Annotated in this window: 16 protein-coding genes and 2 pseudogenes; 7 read left to right on the forward strand and 11 right to left on the reverse strand. The window is 72.8% G+C overall.

Going from position 1 to position 14,469, the window contains the following annotated elements; genetic code table 11:
• Window positions 1-8: 8 nt before the first annotated feature.
• Window positions 9-509 carry a DUF6578 domain-containing protein gene (locus ACWCQS_RS26295; protein ID WP_451006729.1) on the reverse strand — a complete coding sequence of 167 codons (501 nt, stop codon included), beginning with the start codon at window positions 507-509 and terminating at the stop codon, window positions 9-11.
• Between the two features lie 107 nt (window positions 510-616).
• Here ACWCQS_RS26295 and ACWCQS_RS26300 point away from each other — a divergent pair, with 107 nt between their 5' ends.
• The gene (locus tag ACWCQS_RS26300; protein WP_451006730.1) at window positions 617-1,417 is read left to right on the forward strand and encodes a site-2 protease family protein; all 801 of its coding nucleotides are present in this window, start codon (window positions 617-619) and stop codon (window positions 1,415-1,417) included.
• Here the strand turns inward: ACWCQS_RS26300 and ACWCQS_RS26305 are convergent.
• The 3 genes from ACWCQS_RS26305 to ACWCQS_RS26315 are packed head-to-tail and all read right to left on the reverse strand — an operon-like array spanning window position 1,407 to window position 3,504.
• The gene (locus ACWCQS_RS26305) at window positions 1,407-1,625 is read right to left on the reverse strand and encodes a hypothetical protein (protein WP_451006731.1); all 219 of its coding nucleotides are present in this window, start codon (window positions 1,623-1,625) and stop codon (window positions 1,407-1,409) included. The genes ACWCQS_RS26300 and ACWCQS_RS26305 overlap by 11 nt on opposite strands.
• A gap of 56 nt (window positions 1,626-1,681) precedes the next feature.
• Window positions 1,682-2,395 (reverse strand): NADPH-dependent F420 reductase, encoded by a 714-nt coding sequence (gene npdG / locus ACWCQS_RS26310; protein ID WP_451006732.1) that lies wholly within the window; start codon window positions 2,393-2,395, stop codon window positions 1,682-1,684.
• Between the two features lie 35 nt (window positions 2,396-2,430).
• Window positions 2,431-3,504 carry a sialidase family protein gene (locus tag ACWCQS_RS26315; RefSeq protein ID WP_451006733.1) on the reverse strand — a complete coding sequence of 358 codons (1,074 nt, stop codon included), beginning with the start codon at window positions 3,502-3,504 and terminating at the stop codon, window positions 2,431-2,433.
• A gap of 171 nt (window positions 3,505-3,675) precedes the next feature.
• Here ACWCQS_RS26315 and ACWCQS_RS26320 point away from each other — a divergent pair, with 171 nt between their 5' ends.
• Window positions 3,676-4,278 (forward strand): hypothetical protein, encoded by a 603-nt coding sequence (locus tag ACWCQS_RS26320; RefSeq protein ID WP_451006734.1) that lies wholly within the window; start codon window positions 3,676-3,678, stop codon window positions 4,276-4,278.
• Between the two features lie 71 nt (window positions 4,279-4,349).
• Entirely contained in the window at window positions 4,350-5,627 is a 1,278-nt protein-coding gene (locus tag ACWCQS_RS26325) for an MFS transporter (protein WP_451006735.1), read from the forward strand.
• Here the strand turns inward: ACWCQS_RS26325 and ACWCQS_RS26330 are convergent, their stop codons facing one another.
• A complete protein-coding gene (locus tag ACWCQS_RS26330; protein WP_451006736.1) occupies window positions 5,628-5,861 on the reverse strand; it encodes a hypothetical protein in 234 nt (77 codons plus the stop codon). It lies immediately after the preceding gene.
• 57 nt (window positions 5,862-5,918) lie between these two features.
• On the opposite strand from ACWCQS_RS26330, the gene map reads away from it, so the two are divergent.
• Entirely contained in the window at window positions 5,919-6,776 is an 858-nt protein-coding gene (gene map / locus ACWCQS_RS26335) for a type I methionyl aminopeptidase (RefSeq protein ID WP_388621748.1), read from the forward strand.
• A gap of 103 nt (window positions 6,777-6,879) precedes the next feature.
• Window positions 6,880-7,530, forward strand: coding sequence for a biliverdin-producing heme oxygenase (locus tag ACWCQS_RS26340; RefSeq protein ID WP_451006737.1), 651 nt, complete (start codon window positions 6,880-6,882; stop codon window positions 7,528-7,530).
• Between the two features lie 13 nt (window positions 7,531-7,543).
• Here the strand turns inward: ACWCQS_RS26340 and ACWCQS_RS26345 are convergent, their stop codons facing one another.
• Complete coding sequence (locus tag ACWCQS_RS26345) at window positions 7,544-8,188, reverse strand: PhzF family phenazine biosynthesis protein (protein ID WP_451006738.1); 645 nt, start codon at window positions 8,186-8,188, stop codon at window positions 7,544-7,546.
• A 66-nt stretch (window positions 8,189-8,254) separates the two neighbouring features.
• Between ACWCQS_RS26345 and ACWCQS_RS26350 the strand changes: the two are divergent.
• Both ACWCQS_RS26350 and ACWCQS_RS26355 read left to right on the forward strand, forming a co-directional pair.
• Window positions 8,255-8,425: pseudogene (locus tag ACWCQS_RS26350) on the forward strand (iron transporter); the annotation flags it as partial.
• Window positions 8,385-9,377, forward strand: coding sequence for a hypothetical protein (locus ACWCQS_RS26355; RefSeq protein WP_451006739.1), 993 nt, complete (start codon window positions 8,385-8,387; stop codon window positions 9,375-9,377). The pseudogene ACWCQS_RS26350 and the gene ACWCQS_RS26355, both read left to right, overlap by 41 nt.
• 105 nt (window positions 9,378-9,482) lie before the next feature.
• Here ACWCQS_RS26355 and ACWCQS_RS26360 read toward each other — a convergent pair whose 3' ends face one another.
• The 5 genes and pseudogenes from ACWCQS_RS26360 to ACWCQS_RS26380 all read right to left on the reverse strand — a co-directional run bounded on the left by ACWCQS_RS26360 (window position 9,483) and on the right by ACWCQS_RS26380 (window position 14,433).
• Window positions 9,483-10,217, reverse strand: a complete 735-nt coding sequence (locus ACWCQS_RS26360; RefSeq protein WP_451006740.1) for a bifunctional DNA primase/polymerase — start codon at window positions 10,215-10,217, stop codon at window positions 9,483-9,485.
• Window positions 10,218-10,266: 49 nt separating this feature from the next.
• Window positions 10,267-10,912 (reverse strand): annotated as a pseudogene (locus ACWCQS_RS26365) (TetR/AcrR family transcriptional regulator).
• Window positions 10,913-10,938: 26 nt separating this feature from the next.
• Window positions 10,939-11,928, reverse strand: a complete 990-nt coding sequence (locus ACWCQS_RS26370; RefSeq protein WP_451006741.1) for a small ribosomal subunit Rsm22 family protein — start codon at window positions 11,926-11,928, stop codon at window positions 10,939-10,941.
• Between the two features lie 79 nt (window positions 11,929-12,007).
• Window positions 12,008-13,189: a serine hydrolase domain-containing protein gene (locus ACWCQS_RS26375; protein WP_451006742.1), complete on the reverse strand. Its 1,182-nt coding sequence runs from the start codon at window positions 13,187-13,189 to the stop codon at window positions 12,008-12,010.
• Window positions 13,129-14,433, reverse strand: a complete 1,305-nt coding sequence (locus tag ACWCQS_RS26380) for a multidrug effflux MFS transporter (RefSeq protein ID WP_451006743.1) — start codon at window positions 14,431-14,433, stop codon at window positions 13,129-13,131. The genes ACWCQS_RS26375 and ACWCQS_RS26380 overlap by 61 nt, the downstream gene beginning before the upstream one ends.
• Window positions 14,434-14,469: the final 36 nt, after the last annotated feature.

The raw sequence follows: 14,469 nt of genomic DNA on the forward strand, positions 1-14,469 counted from the left end.
CGGTGCGGTCACCGTTGGTCACCGGGTTGCGGCGGCGTGCCGTCCGCGACCTCCAGGGCCGTGCCGTCCGGGACCTCCAGGGTGACGCGGACGCCGCAGGTGCGGCGGACCCGCCCCATGCCGTCCACCGTGCCGCGGTCCACCTCCCCGAACCACTTCGGGCAGCTGTCGACGGGCTCCAGCGTGACGGTCCCCGGTACTGGTTCCAGGCAGCGCCCCATGCCCCGGATGACGACCCCGCCCTCCGGCGCCACGGCTTCGAACCCGGGGTCGGGCAGGAGGTAGCCGTACTCCTGGTGAACGAGGTCGACGGCGTGCACCCGGCCGGTGGTCGGACGGTCCGGGCCGCCGTGGTTCTCCACCCACGCCCCGGCGCCGTATCCGTGGCCCTCCCGGACGCCTGCGGCGTCGTAGGCGACCAGCTTCCACGCCACCTCGTCACCCACCGCGAACGGCGTGCCGCAGCAGCCCATCTGCCAGTCCTCGTAGAACACCCTCATCCGTGGCATCCCCCCAGGGTCCAGGAACCGGACGGCGAGCGCGAGACGTTTCCCCCGCGAGGGCGCGGCCGGTACGGTCGCACTCCGCACCGTCCCCACCGCACAGGAGCCCGCCGATGACCACCGCCACCACTCGCCACGGCGACCGCCGGGTCAGTCCCGTGTTCGTCGGGATCCTGGCCGTGACGGTGGTGACGGGCTGGGCCACCTGGACGGGGTATGCGGCACAGCCGGGCATCGCGGTGTTCCTGTTCGTGACGGCCGCCTGGATCGTCTCCCTGTGCCTGCACGAGTACGCGCACGCGCGCACGGCCCTGCACAGCGGCGACATCACGGTCGGTGCGAAGGGCTACCTGACCCTGAACCCGCTGAAGTACACGCACGCGCTGCTGAGCATCGTGCTCCCGGTGCTCTTCGTGATCATGGGCGGGATCGGTCTGCCCGGCGGCGCGGTGTTCATCGAGCGCGGCCGGATCCGGGGCCGCTGGCGGCACAGTCTGATCTCGGCGGCGGGCCCGCTGACGAACGTGCTGTTCGCGGCCGTGTGCACGGCACCCTTCTGGCTGCACGCGCTGGACGGCGTGCCCGCCGGCTTCCAGTACGCGCTGGCGTTCCTGGCCCTGCTCCAGGTGACGGCGGCGATCCTGAACTTCCTGCCGGTGCCGGGCCTGGACGGCTACGGCGTCATCGAGCCCTGGCTGTCGTACAAGGTGAAGCGGCAGGTGGAGCCGTTCGCGCAGTTCGGCCTGCTGTTCGTGTTCGCGCTGCTGTGGGTGCCGTCGGTCAACACGGTGTTCTTCGACCTGATCGACGCCGTCCTGCGCCATCTGGGCGTGGGCGACTTCCCGCGCTACTGCGGCCAGGAGCTGTACCGCTTCTGGCAGGGCACGCCCGAGATCTGCCAGGTCAGCCCGTGACGGACCCGCCCGGCCCGGCGCCGGCCCGGTCGCGCTTGATGTAGTACCAGGTCATGTTGGACGTCAGGCCCGCCAGCAGCACCCAGACGATCCCCAGCCAGCTGCCCTGGACGAACGAGACGACGGCGGCGGCCACCGCGAGCACGCAGACGACGAGGGTGTAGAGGGCGAGTCGCCGGGTCCGGGTGGGCGGGGGCAGAAGGGGCATGGGGGTCGGCTCCTTGCGGGGGGACACTGCTACGCCGAACAGTGTCCCCCATCCGCTCAGACGTCGGTGACGCGGAGCCCGGCGTGTGCCTTGTAGCGGCGGTTGACGGAGATCAGGTTCGCGACCAGCGACTCGACCTGGTGGGCGTTGCGCAGCCGCCCGGCGAACACGCCGCGCATGCCGGGGATGCGCCCGGCGAGGGCCTGCACGATCTCGACGTCGGCCCGCTCCTCGCCCAGCACCATCACATCGGTGTCGATCTGCTCGATCTCCGGGTCCTGGAGCAGCACGGCGGACAGGTGGTGGAAGGCGGCGGCGACCCGGGAGTCCGGCAGCAGGGCGGCGGCCTGCTCGGCGGCGCTGCCCTCCTCGGGCCTGAGCGCGTAGGCGCCCTTCTTGTCGAAGCCGAGCGGGTTGACGCAGTCCACGACGAGCTTGCCGGCCAGTTCGTCGCGCAGTGCCTTCAGCGTGTCGCCGTGGCCGTCCCACGGTACGGCGACGATCACGATGTCGCTGCGGCGCGCGGCCTCGGCGTTGTCGGCGCCCTCGACGCCGTGGCCGCACTCCTGGGCGGCGGCCTCGGCGCGGTCGGCGGACCGGGAGCCGATGATCACCTTCTGGCCGGCCCGGGCGAGCCGGTAGGCGAGGCCCTTGCCCTGCGGTCCGGTGCCGCCGAGCACGCCGACGACGTATCCGGAGACGTCGGGCAGGTCCCAGGGGTCCTTGGCGGGGGCCTTGGCCGGGGTCTGTGCACTGTCGGTAGAGGTCATGGGGCGAGCCTACGTCCGTGGCGCTTGCGGCACCCTCAAGTGAGGCGGCGCACGGGCACCCGGCGGAAGGTGATGGTCTCGTAGGCGCTGAAGTCGCCGGTCTCGTAGAGGAGTCCCACCGTGTCCCGGTCGACGCGGACCAGGTCGGAGTAGGCGGCGGGCAGACCGTCGACGGTGAACGCCGTGCGCCAGGTGGTGCCGCCGTCGGCGGACGCGCGGATCGTCATCAGGGCGCGGAAGGCGGGGTCGGCCGGGCCGGAGTACAGGAGCAGGTCCGGGTCACGGAGCTGGAGGACGGCGGCCTCGCAGACGGGCGCGGCCAGCCCGGCCTGCGGCCGGAACGGCTTGACCAGGGTCTTCCCGCCGTCCGTCGAGTGGGCGTCGGCGCGGTTGCCGGGGGACGGGCCGTCGTTGCGGGTGTTGAAGTAGACGCGGCCGTCGGGGAGTTCGGCGGCGGTGGTCTCGTTGACGTTGATGTACCCGTCGGTGTTCTCGTCGAGATACCCGAGGCACCAGGACTCCCCCCGGTCGTCGCTGAGCAGGCAGTGGCCGCTGTTGTACCGCGGCTCGGCGCCGGTGTCGGTGCCGGTGGGCGGCAGGGTGTGGTTGCCGGGGACGAGGACGCGGCCGGTGCTCAGCTGGAGGGCGTGGCCGGGGGTGGTGGCGTACCAGCGCCAGCCGGGCTTCTTCACCTGCGCGGTGATCTCCCTGGGCGCGGACCAGGTCACGCCGTCGTCGTCGCTGTGCTGCACCCAGATCCGCCGCCCGTCGGCGTCCGGCACCTGCCCGCGCAGGATGGCGGCCTCGGTGGCGGTGGCGGCGGCCCGGACGTGCACGAGCAGGACGCGGCCGGTGTCGAGGACCACGGGGGCGGGGTTCCCGGCGAGGTCGTCGCCGTTGCTCGCGGCGACCTGGAGCGGACGCCAGGTGCGGCCGCCGTCCGTGGACCGCTTGAGCACGATGTCGATGTGCCCGTGGTCGGCGGCGGAGCCGGCGCGGCCCTCGCAGAAGGCGAGGAGGGTACGGGCGCCGGTGGCCACGACCGCCGGGATCCGGAAACTGGCGTAACCCTCGTGTCCGGCGCGGAAGGGAACAGTGACCTCGGTCATCGGGCGGCTCCTCGGGAGGGGACGGGGACCGGTCCGTGCGGGGATCTGTTCGCATGGGGACCTGTTCTCACGGGGACCTGTTCGCACGGTGACCGGTGAAGGTCCCCGTTGTGGGCGAATTCCGGGTGAACTCCGCGTCACGAGTGACCGGTTGCGGCAGGATGCGGGCGCATGGACGCCGTACGGGTCGCGCTGCTGCGGGAAGTGCTCGCCGGGACCGAGTGGCTGGGGGCCACCCGGAGATTCGCGGGGGTGCTGCGCGGGTCGGTGGTGGCGCACGGGGGCGGGCTGCTGCTGGTGGGCACGCCGGAGTACGAGCCGTGGCATCTGGCGGCGCATCTGGTGGACGAGGCCGCGTGGTCGGGGACGCCCGAGCTGGCGCCGATCCTGGTACGGCATCACGCGCGCCCCTGCGACCCGGCCCATCTGGCCGTGGGGCCGGGCCGGATCGAGGCGGCGCGGCGGGGTGAGACCCTGCTGGTCGTGGCTCCCTCGGAGCCCGCGCCGCTCCTTGAGCGGGTGCACGACGCCCGCCGGGCCGGGGTGACCGTGCTGGCCCTCGGGCCTTGCGCCGGCGACCTCGCGGCGCTGGCCCATGACACGCTGGCCGTACCGGAGGGGGCGGAGCTGGACCTGGACACCGTCCAGCACCTGGTCAGCGCGGCGGCCGGCGAGAACGGGGGCGGGGTCTCTCCGAGGGTTCGGCGGAGCTTCCGGGACCATCTGTCGAGGCTGGCGGAGATCCTGACGGCCCCGCCACCTGCCCCCTGGTGACCTTGCTCGGCCGACCGTGCCGTCGGGGAAAAACAGTTGCCCGGTGATCCCGGCCCGCAGAACATGCCTCAGTGACCCGCGCCCTCCTCCCCGACCTCTCCCCCTGGAAGGCCTCCGCGGACTTCCGCCGCCTCTGGAAGTCGGGCCTGATCAGCAACTTCGGCAGCTTCCTGACCTTCGTCGCGCTGCCGGTCCAGCTGAAGGACCTGACGGAGTCGACCGCAGCGGTGGGCGCGATCGGGGCCGTGGAGCTGCTGCCGCTCATCATCTGCGGACTGTACGGCGGTGCCCTCGCCGACGCGCTCGACAAGCGGAAGCTCATCGTGTGGACGGAGGCCGGGCAGGGCCTGCTCAGCGCCGCCCTGCTGGTCAACGCACTGCTCCCGCACCCGGCGGTCTGGCCGCTGTACGCCGTCGCCGCCCTCTCCTCCGCCCTGGTCTCCGTCCAGCGCCCGGCCCTCGACTCCCTGTGGCCCCGGATCGTCGCCCACGCCGACATGCCCGCCGCGGCCTCGCTGAACTCCCTGCGCTGGACCGTCGGCGGAGTCGCCGGACCGGCCCTCGCGGGCGTGGTCGTCGCCTACGCGGGCCTCGGCTGGGCGTACGCCGCCGACCTGCTGACCTTCGCCGTGTCGCTGGCGTACATCGTCCGGATCGCCCCCTCCCCCGCCTCCCACGAGGCGTCGAAGCCCTCGCTGCACGCCGTCCTGGAAGGCGCCCGGTACGCCTGGAGCCGCAAGGAGCTCCTCGGCACCTACGTCGTCGACCTCGCGGCGATGTTCCTGGCCATGCCGCTCGCGGTGCTGCCGTTCCTCGCCGACGAGCTGCACGCCGACTGGGCGCTCGGCCTGATGTACGCCGCCGTCCCGGCCGGCGCGATGCTGGTGAGCCTGACCAGCGGCTGGGCCTCCCGGGTCCACCGGCACGGCCTGCTGGTGCTGCTGTCGGCCACCGGCTGGGGTCTCGCCGTCGCGGCGGCCGGCCTGTGCGGGCACGTGTGGCTGGTCCTGCTCTTCCTGACCGTCGGCGGTGGCTTCGACATGGTCAGCGGGATCTTCCGGTCGGCCATGTGGAACCAGACGATCCCGGACGAGCTGCGGGGCCGGCTCGCCGGGATCGAGCTGCTGTCCTACTCGGTCGGTCCGCAGCTCGGCCAGGTACGGGCGGGCGGCCTGGCCGCCTGGGCGGGCGTGCGGACCTCCGTCGTCTCCGGCGGGCTGGCGTGCGCGGGCGTGATGGGACTGCTCGCGCTGTGCCTGCCGGGACTCATGACGTACGACGCCCGCACCAACGAGCACGCGGTACGGATGCGCGAGCGCCGTGCCGCCGCCGTACCCACTCAGGTGTGATCACTCCTCGTCGGTGCTCCCGCCGGCCGGCGCGTCGTGCCAGCGCGGGTCGTTCTCCCACTGGAGGTTGCGCTCGGCGGCGGTCTCCATCGCGTGCCGGGCCTCCTCCGGGGAGGCGTACGGCCCGAAGCGGTCCTTGCCCGGGCACTCCGGGCCCTCCTCGACCTTCTTGTGCTCCAGGCAGTAGAACCACTCGCCCGGCTTGCCGACGGTGCGCTTCTTGAACAGGGGCATGGACAGCTCCTCTCGCCAACGACATGATCCCCCAACTCCGCTCGATAGACTCGCTGCATGTCTGGCCAGTCGCTGCTCGTACCGGGGGAGCTGTCCCCCACCCGCTCGGTCCCCGGAAACATCCGCCGCCCCGAGTACGTCGGCAAGCCCGCGCCGGCGCCGTACACCGGCCCGGAGGTGCAGAGCCCGGAGACCATCGAGGCGATGCGGACCGCCGGCCGTATCGCCGCGCAGGCGATGGAGGAGGCCGCGAAGATCATCGCGCCGGGGGTCACCACGGACCAGCTGGACAAGGTCGCCCACGAGTACATGTGCGACCACGGCGCCTACCCGTCCACGCTCGGCTACCGCGGCTTCCCGAAGTCCCTGTGCACGTCGGTCAACGAGGTCATCTGCCACGGCATCCCGGACTCGACGGTCCTCAGGGACGGGGACATCGTCAACCTGGACGTGACGGCGTACATCGGCGGGGTGCACGGCGACAACAACGCCACCTACCTGGTCGGGGACGTGGACGAGGAGTCCCGGCTGCTGGTGGAGCGGACCCGGGAGTCCCTGAACCGCGCGATCAAGGCGGTGCGGCCGGGCCGGCAGATCAATGTCATCGGCCGGGTCATCGAGTCCTACGCCAAGCGTTTCGGCTACGGAGTCGTCCGTGACTTCACCGGCCACGGCATCAGCACGTCCTTCCACTCCGGGCTGATCATCCCGCACTACGACAGCCCGCACGCGACGACGGTGATGCAGCCGGGCATGACGTTCACGATCGAGCCGATGCTGACGCTGGGCACCCATGAGTACGACATGTGGGACGACGGCTGGACGGTCGTGACGAAGGACCGCCGGCGGACGGCCCAGTTCGAGCACACGCTGGTGGTGACGGAGACCGGCGCGGACATCCTGACCTTGCCGTAACGCCGGCTCGCTGCTGCCACGACCGCACGGCCCGCCCTCTGCGAGGGCGGGCTTTCTCTTGTACGCTTTTACCGACAGGATGTCGGCAAGATGGGACGGCCTGATGGACTCCTCCTTCTCGACCCTCATCCGCACCGCGTCCCATGAGGCGCACGTGGAGGCGGAGACATCGTCGTTCATGAGCGACCTGCTGGGCGGCCGGCTGGGCGTGAGCGCCTACGCGCGCTACACCGAGCAGCTGTGGTTCGTGTACGAGGCACTGGAGAGCGGCGCCGGACTGCTGGCGGCGGACCCGGTGGCGGGGCCGTTCGTCCGGCCCGAGCTGTTCCGGCTGGCGGCGCTGGAGCGGGACCTGGCGCATCTGCGGGGGCCGGAGTGGCGGGCGACCCTGAGCGCCCTGCCCGCCACGCGGGAGTACGCGGCCCGGGTCCGCGAGTGCGCCGAGCGCTGGCCCGGCGGCTATGTCGCCCACCACTACACCCGCTATCTGGGCGACCTGTCCGGCGGCCAGATCATCCGCGACCGGGCGGAGAAGACCTGGGGCTTCGCGAAGAAGGGCGACGGCGTCCGCTTCTACGTCTTCGAGGCCGTCTCCAACCCGGCCGCGTTCAAGCGGAGTTACCGCGAGCTGCTGGACGCCGTGGACGTGGACGAGCTGGAGAAGCAGCGGGTCGTCGGGGAGTGCAAGCGGGCTTTCGCCCTGAACACGGCGGTGTTCCGGGCGCTCGGGGACGAGTTCCCGCTGAGCGCCTAGCGTTCGGGGGCGGCTAACGCTCCAGGAACACCCGGCCCCCGACCTCCACCCACCCCTCCGGCTGGGGCGCGGTCAGGATCTGGGAGCCCTTGCCCTGGGTGATGTTCAGGGCGCGGCCCAGCCGGTCGGTGAGGAGGAGGGCGGCGGCGCCGGTGGCCTCGTCCTCGGCGATGCCGTCGTTCCGGCCGGGGAAGGCGCGGGCGCGGATCCGGCCGGCCGCCTCGTCCTCCCAGGCCCAGGCATAGATCCACTCGCCGGGGGCCGGGATCTCCAGGGCGTCGACCTCGGCGGCGCTCGCGTACTGCCGCAGGGTGCGCGGCGGCGCCCACTCCGGGCGGGCCTCGATCCAGCTGAACTCTCCGTCCAGCCGGGCGCCGACGATCCCGGCGGGCGTGACCAGTTCGGGCACGTCGAGCAGCCAGGCGGTGCCGACGCAGGGGTGACCGGCGAAGGGCAGCCGCAGGGTGGGCGTGTAGATGTCGATCACGCCGCGCTCGGGGTCGTCCACGAACACGGTCTCACTGAAGCCGAGTTTGGCCGCCAGCTCCTGCCGGTCGCTCCGCTCGGGCAGCACCGAGCCGTCACGGACGACACCGAGCTCGTTGCCGTAGCCGCCGTTCGGTCCGCAGAAGACGCGGAGTACGTCGTAGTCAGTCACGGGGGAATTGAAGCACCGCGGCGTCGGCGAGCGCCTTCCAGGCGGGGGCGCCGCCGGGCAGGGGACGTGCTCAACTTCCAGCCCGACCCGACCGTCCTCCAGGTCACGGTGTGGCTGCTGTACCTGATCCCGACGCTCGCGATCTTCCTCGCCCCGGTAGGGTTCGCCTCCGGAAAGGCGAAGGTGAAGGGACCCGATGAGCAGGGATCGCAGCCCGCGCAGGCTCCGCAGGCGTGACCGGAACGCACTCATAGCGGCCTCGCTGACCGCTTTGTCGCTGACGGCGAGCGGATGCGTGGTGGTGCACGGGGAGCGCGAGGTGCTCCCCGCCGCCACCCGCGCCGAGGCCGCCAAGGCGCTCACCGCGTTCACGGCCGCGTACAACGAGGCGGACAAGGCCTACGACAACTCCCTGGACGCGCCCTACGTCACCGGCCCGTTCGGCGACATCACCGCCGCGCGGCTGAAGGCCGGGCACGCCAACAGCCCCTCCGGCAACCCGAACCACGTGCCGCTGAAGCTGTCGGACGTGAAGATCACGATCCCCAAGAAGGCGGGCTGGCCGCGCTGGTTCGTCGCCGACGCCCAGGGCAACAAGACCGGCACGGCGCGCTGGCTGATGGTGTTCACCCGGGGCGACCTGGGCGAGCGCTGGCGGGTGGCGTACATCACCCTCGTGGCGCCCGCCGCCGTACCGCAGTTCAAGACGGACCAGGACGGCTGGGCCGAGGCGGTGCCGGCCGGGTCCGCTCAACTCGCCGTCGCGCCCGGAAAGCTGAGCCAGGAGTACACGACGTATCTGAAGACGGGCGGCCAGACTTTCGCCGCCGGCAGGTACACCAGCGTCGAGCGCGCCGACCGGGCCAAGCGGGCCCGTAAGCCGGGCCTGGTCACCCAGTTCATCGACGCGCCGCTGACGAACGGCGGCTACGCACCGGTGGCGCTGCGCACGGCGGACGGCGGGGCGCTGGTGTTCTTCACCACCCACCACTACGAGAAGCAGACCGCCGCCACCGGCACGCAGGTGCCCCCTCAGGGCAAGGACGTCCAGGCCCTGACCAAGGGCGAGGTGAAGCAGTCCCTGACGCTGGAGTTCATGTCGGCGGAGGTGGCCTTGGACCCGGCGGGCGGCGGCAGGGTGTCGGTGCTGGGGCGGGTGCCGGGTCTTACATCGGCACAGGGCGAGTAATCAGCGCCGGGTAGGGACACGCCCCAAGGGGCGCGGGGAACTGCGCGACAAGCCACAACGGACCTGCAGCCGCCCGACGCCCCTTCCCGGCACCCCGTAGCGCGCTCAGTGCCGAAGAGGCCAGGCCGCACCCTGATGGCCGGCGCCCGTGGCAGCGAACCGCGCACACGCATCGGTGAGCGCTTCCAACAGGCTCAAGGGATCCGGCAGCGCATGCTCCGGCCCCCGCACCCACCGCACCTGCTGATCGTCACCGGGCAGCCGAGCGGGCGGCACCAGGACGTACGACCCCCGGCAGTGCCAGCGCAGCCCCGGGTGCTCGTCCATGGTCTCCGGGCGGCAGTCCAGCTCGCACGGCCACCACTCGTCCTCGTCCTCGGGGGTGCCGCGGGTGAGGGTGAAGAACAGCATGCGGCCGTCGTCGCTCTCGGCGACGGGTCCCACCTCGACGCCGGAGGAGAGCAGTCGCTCCAGGGCCTCCCGCCCGGCTGCCAAGGGGACGTCGAGGACGTCGTGGACCATTCCGGTCGCGGTGATGAAGTTGGCCTGCGGCTGGTGCCGGGACCAGCGCTCGATCTGCGCGCGGTCGGTGGTGGACTGCGTCTGCCAGGCGAACGACACCGGGTGCCGGGCCGGGGTGGGACAGCCGACGCGGTCGCAGGAACAGCGGTAGCCGGGGGCGGGGTGCGCGGCGGGGGCGAGCGGCAGGCCCGCAGCGGCGGCGGCCAGCAGCAGGGCCTCACGGCCCCCGTCGTCGGCGGCCTCCTTCGGGCGGCGTCCGAGCAGCCACTGGGAGAGTTTGCCCTGCCGGCCGGACCGGCCGCCGAACGTCGCGCTCATCTATCCCCTCAGTCTGGTCGTCGCCTCGCTGGTGTGCGGACAGTGTGCCTTATCGTCCCATCTTCGTGTGCTTGGGGGTGTCTGGGGTCCCGATTCCGTGCAGCGCGTAGTCGACCAGCGTGTCCGTGTAGTCGTAGGAGATCGGCCCGGTCCGGTGCAGCCAGCGTTGCGCGAGCGGCGAGACGAACAGTTCCAGGGCGATCCGTGGATCGACGTCGGCCCGTACCGCCCCCGCGTCCTGCGCGGCGCGCAGCCGGTCGACGTACAGCTGGAGCTGGGGTTCCAGGAGTCCCGCGACGACCTGGCGGCCGAGCGGCTCGTTGACCAGGCCCTCGGCGGCCAGGGCGCGGGCCGGTACCTTCGAAGCGCGGGTCGGGCAACTGGTCCACCGTGATCCACAGCACCGCCTTGAGGTCGGCGGCGAGGTCGACGGTGTCAGGGATGGTGTACGGCACCTGTCCCGCGTCCCGGGCCGCCTGCGTGGAGAGGTCGAGGAACGCCTCCAGCAGGACGTCCGCCTTGGAGGACCACCAGCGGTAGATCGTCTGCTTGCCGACCCCGGCCCGCGCGGCGATCCCCTCGACGGTGGTCCTCGGGTACCCGACCTCGCCGACCAGGGCGAGGGCGGCGGCGTAGATCGCTCTGCGGGACTTCTCGCTGCGGCGGGTGGCGTCGGGGGCGGGCTTGTTGACCATGGGGCGACGCCAACAAGCCGCGGCGCCTACGCGGACGGCTCCTGGGGGGAGCCCTCCGGCGGCCACGGGTCTCCCCACTCGGCGTCCCGGGCGGCCTTGTACAGCGGGCCGTGGCGTTTGGTGACCGTCGTCCGGGCCAGCCGTTCGCCGGCCTCGCACAGGTCCAGGAGCACCTGGCCCTTGCGGATCTGCGGTCGCCGGATCACGCGGGAGGGGGCGGGCGTGGCGGGCAGGCGGGTGGCGGCGACGTACGAGAACTTCTCGTCCTCGTACGGCAGGGTGCCGCCCTTGACCTGACGGTGCAGCGAGGAGCGGCTGACCCGGGCGGAGAAGTGGCACCAGTCCCGGCCGGGCTCTATGGGGCAGGCGGCGCTGTGCGGGCAGGGGGCGACGACGTGCAGTCCGGCGCGGATCATACGGTCGCGGGCCTCGATGACGCGGGCGTAGCCGGCCGGGGTGCCGGCCTCCACGATCACCACGGCCTGCGCGGCGGCCGCGGCGGCGTCGACGAGGGCGGCGCGGTCGGGCTCGGCGAGTTCGTTGAGGACGTACGACACCGTGACGAGGTCGGTGTCGTCCAGGGTGAGGTCGGCGCCGATCCGGGCGCGCTGCCAGCGGGCGCCGCGCAGGGCCGGGTTGGCGGCGGCGATCTCCCGGCCGAGGGCGAGGGCGGGCTCGGCCCAGTCCAGCACGGTGACGCTGCGCTCGCCGGGCCAGGTCGCGGTGACGGCCCAGGTCGCCGCGCCGGTGCCGCCGCCCACGTCGACATGGCTGCCGGGTGTCCAGTCGGGGACGGCCTGTGCGAACTCCTCCAGCGCCGAGTGGACCGCTTCGAAGGTGGCGGGCATGCGGTAGGCGGCGTAGGCGGCCACGTCGGCGCGGTCGCGGAGGATCGGGGCGTGGGTGGGGGTGTCGCCCCGGTAGTGGGCGATCAGCCGTTCCACCGCTCCGGCGGCCTGGGTGGGCGGGAGTCCGTCGAGAAGCTCCGCGAGGGTGCTACGGAGGGTGTCGTTCACCTGCCGATTGTATGGCTGGGCGGTGGGGGCCGGGCCTGCTCCGCCCCCGGCCCCCCGGCCGTCGGCTGGAAGGCCGGACTCAGATCACCGCCCTCGCCAGCCGTGTCGCCAGTCTCGCCCTCGGCCCGCTGTCCGCGGGCCTGCGCCGCGGATGCACCGTGTTGGCCAGCAGGATCAGGAACGTGTCCGTCCTCGGGTCGAGGACGAGCGACGTACCCGTGAAACCCGTGTGCCCCGCCGCCCCGCTGCCCGCGAGTTCGCCCATGAACCACGGCTGGTCGACGGCGAAGCCCAGCCCGGGCGGGGTGAGCAGGAGCTCGACGAAGTCGGGGCCGAGGATGCGGGCGGGGCCGTAGGAGCCGCCGGCGAGCAGGGTGCGGCAGAACACGGCCAGGTCGCGGGCGGTGGAGAAGAGCCCGGCGTGCCCGGCCACGCCGCCCAGCGCCCAGGCGTTCTCGTCGTGCACCACGCCCCGCAGCATCCCCCGGTCCGCCTTGGCCCAGGGCCGCCGCTGGTACTCGGTGGCGGCCGCGCCGGGGCAGGGTCCGAAGCCGGTCGCCGTCATGCCGAGCGGTCGGGTGATGCCGTCCTGGACGAGGACGTCGAGGCTGCGCCCGGTGATGCGCTCCAGCACGGACTGGAGGACGAGCATGTTCAGGTCCGAGTACAGATGGCGGCCCGGCTCCCCCGTCGGCGCCTCGGCGCGCAGCAGGGCCAGTCGGCTCGCGTCGTCGGGGCAGTCGTACAGCGGCAGCTCGGGGCGCAGCCCGGAGGTGTGGGTGAGCAGTTGCCGCACGGTGATGCCGTGCGCGGCGGCGGCGTGGAAGTCGGGCAGGTAGTCGCCGACCCGGGCGTCCATGCCGAGGGTGCCGCGCTCGATCTGCTGCACGGCGGCGACGGACGTGAACAGCTTGGTGAGGGAGGCCAGGTCGAAGGGCGTGTCGACGGTGGCCGGGACACGGGCGGCGGGCGGCAGTTCGACACCGTTGTCGGTCTCGGGGTCGTAGCCGGAGTAGCGGACGGCCCAGCCCGCGGCCTCGGCCACGGCGATCACGGGTCCGCGGGCGGCCAGCACGACGGCGCCGGCCGCCCAGGGGCGGTCTCCGGCGGTGAGTGCGTGCACCTCGCCGACCAGGTGCCCGAGTTCGGCGGGGTCGAGCCCGGCCCGTTCCGGTGTGTCGGCGCGCAGTCTCGGTGCGCTCAGTTCTCGTCTCCCTCCGACCCCGCACGTGTGTTCCCACGTGTGCTCCAGGGACGGCACATTCCCATGAAGCAGGCCGCCGCGACCAGTGCGCCCGCCAGTTGGACCACCGCCATGGGTACGGCGGTGTGCTCTCCGGCGACGCCGACGAGCGGTGAGGCGACCGCTCCGACGAGGAAGGAGGAGGTGCCGAGCAGGGCGGAGGCGGAGCCGGCGGCGTGCCGGGTGCGCAGCAGGGCGAGGGACTGGGCGTTGGGGAGGGTGATGCCCATGGCGGACATGAGGACGAAGAGCGCGGCGGCGACCGGCGGCAGACCGACCTCGCCGAGGGCGCCGGTGGACATCAGCAGCAGGGCGGCCGCGGCGAGCACGATCACCGCGAGGCCGCAGGCCAGCACCTTCTCCAGGGCGACCCGGCCGACCAGCAGCTTGCCGTTGACCTGCCCGGCGATCACCAGGCCGACCGAGTTGAGGCCGAAGAGCAGGCTGAAGGTCTGCGGGGAGGCGCCATAGATCTCCTGGATGACGTAGGGGGAGGCGGATATGTACGCGAACAGCGCGGCGAAGGCGAAGCCGCCGGTCAGCATGTAGCCGGTGAAGGGCGGGTCGGCGAGCAGGCCGCGCATCGCGCGCAGGGCCGCCCCCACTCCCCCGTCGTACCGTTCCTCCGGCGGCAGGGTCTCCGGCAGCCGCAGCCGGACGAGCACGGCCAGCAGGACGCCGACCACCGTCAGGACGACGAACACGCCCCGCCAGTCGGTCACCCGCAGGATCTGCCCGCCGATCAGCGGCGCCACGATCGGCGCCACCCCGGAGACCAGCATCAGGGTGGAGAAGAAGCGGGCCATGGCGTCGCCGTCGTACAGGTCGCGTACGACGGCCCGGGCGATCACGATGCCGGCGGCGCCCGCGAGGCCCTGGGCCAGCCGGAGGGCGACCAGCGTCTCGACGTCGGGGGCGAGGGCGCACAGGGCGGTGGCGAGGAGGTAGACGGCGAGACCGGCGAGCAGCGGGCGGCGACGGCCCCAGCGGTCGCTCATCGGGCCGACGACCAGCTGCCCGAGGGCCATGCCCAGCAGACAGGCGGTGAGGGTGAGCTGGACGGTGGCGGCGGGCGCGTGCAGGGACCCGGTGACCTCCGGCAGGGCCGGGAGGTACATGTCCATCGCGAGCGGGGGTGTCGCGGTGAGGCCGCCGAGGACGAGCGTGACGAGCAGGCCGGTGCGGCGGGTGGCGGCGGACGGCCGGGCGGGAAGGGGCGTGGGCCGTGCCTCAGGTGTCGATGCCGCCGCGGGCTCGCGCATCCGTCCCCTCCCTCTGGTGAAGCGGCCGCCTGACGA

This window comes from Streptomyces sp. NPDC002076, assembly GCF_053593835.1.

Bases quoted from the DNA above. Each gene is read 5' to 3' on its own strand.
- ACWCQS_RS26295 (WP_451006729.1), bottom strand. From the start codon at position 509: ATGCCACGGATGAGGGTGTTCTACGAGGACTGGCAGATGGGCTGCTGC.
- ACWCQS_RS26300 (WP_451006730.1), top strand. From the start codon at position 617: ATGACCACCGCCACCACTCGCCACGGCGACCGCCGGGTCAGTCCCGTG.
- ACWCQS_RS26305 (WP_451006731.1), bottom strand. From the start codon at position 1,625: ATGCCCCTTCTGCCCCCGCCCACCCGGACCCGGCGACTCGCCCTCTAC.
- npdG (WP_451006732.1), bottom strand. From the start codon at position 2,395: ATGACCTCTACCGACAGTGCACAGACCCCGGCCAAGGCCCCCGCCAAG.
- ACWCQS_RS26315 (WP_451006733.1), bottom strand. From the start codon at position 3,504: ATGACCGAGGTCACTGTTCCCTTCCGCGCCGGACACGAGGGTTACGCC.
- ACWCQS_RS26320 (WP_451006734.1), top strand. From the start codon at position 3,676: ATGGACGCCGTACGGGTCGCGCTGCTGCGGGAAGTGCTCGCCGGGACC.
- ACWCQS_RS26330 (WP_451006736.1), bottom strand. From the start codon at position 5,861: ATGCCCCTGTTCAAGAAGCGCACCGTCGGCAAGCCGGGCGAGTGGTTC.
- map (WP_388621748.1), top strand. From the start codon at position 5,919: ATGTCTGGCCAGTCGCTGCTCGTACCGGGGGAGCTGTCCCCCACCCGC.
- ACWCQS_RS26340 (WP_451006737.1), top strand. From the start codon at position 6,880: ATGGACTCCTCCTTCTCGACCCTCATCCGCACCGCGTCCCATGAGGCG.
- ACWCQS_RS26355 (WP_451006739.1), top strand. From the start codon at position 8,385: ATGAGCAGGGATCGCAGCCCGCGCAGGCTCCGCAGGCGTGACCGGAAC.
- ACWCQS_RS26360 (WP_451006740.1), bottom strand. From the start codon at position 10,217: ATGAGCGCGACGTTCGGCGGCCGGTCCGGCCGGCAGGGCAAACTCTCC.
- ACWCQS_RS26380 (WP_451006743.1), bottom strand. From the start codon at position 14,433: ATGCGCGAGCCCGCGGCGGCATCGACACCTGAGGCACGGCCCACGCCC.